This window comes from Massilia mucilaginosa (assembly GCF_011682145.1).
GTDB lineage: Bacteria > Pseudomonadota > Gammaproteobacteria > Burkholderiales > Burkholderiaceae_D > Telluria_A > Telluria_A mucilaginosa.
In genome coordinates this window covers 1-393 of record NZ_WHJH01000227.1, presented here as the reverse complement: position 1 = coordinate 393, position 393 = coordinate 1, and the positions used below count along the sequence as shown (strand labels likewise).

At 61.1% G+C, this 393-nt stretch carries 1 protein-coding gene; it reads left to right on the top strand.

Annotation, left to right across the window (positions count from 1 at the left end; translation table 11 throughout):
* On the top strand, positions 1-348 hold a 348-nt coding region (locus tag F2P45_RS34625; protein WP_223164931.1), incomplete at its 5' end, for a LuxR C-terminal-related transcriptional regulator.
* Positions 349-393 lie beyond the last annotated feature (45 nt).

Here is a 393-nt window from a genome sequence, read left to right as displayed (position 1 = left end):
CTGGTCCTGTCACGCAAGGGAGAAGCTGTCACGGAAAGGGAGCTGCGCCTGATCGAGCCCAGTCTGATCGAAATCGCCCGGTTCGCGCACAGCATGATGCGGCACCAGCTGCGCCCGCCCGCAGCCGCCCAAGCAGCCGCGGGCGCGGTCCTGTCGGATATCGAGAGGACGATTCTGCTTCACATGCACGATGGCCTGCAGCGCAAGGAGATCGCCGACCGCATGAGGATGAGCCTGTCTGCATTGGACCGGCATATCAAGTCGTTCAAGGTCGAATTGAAAGCCAAGTCCAGCATCGATGCGATCAACAAGGCCAAGCTGCACGGCATGCTTCCCGTTACAGGATAGTCAGGCGCGGTCGATGTGCTCGCGCAGGAACCTGGCGTGCGAATA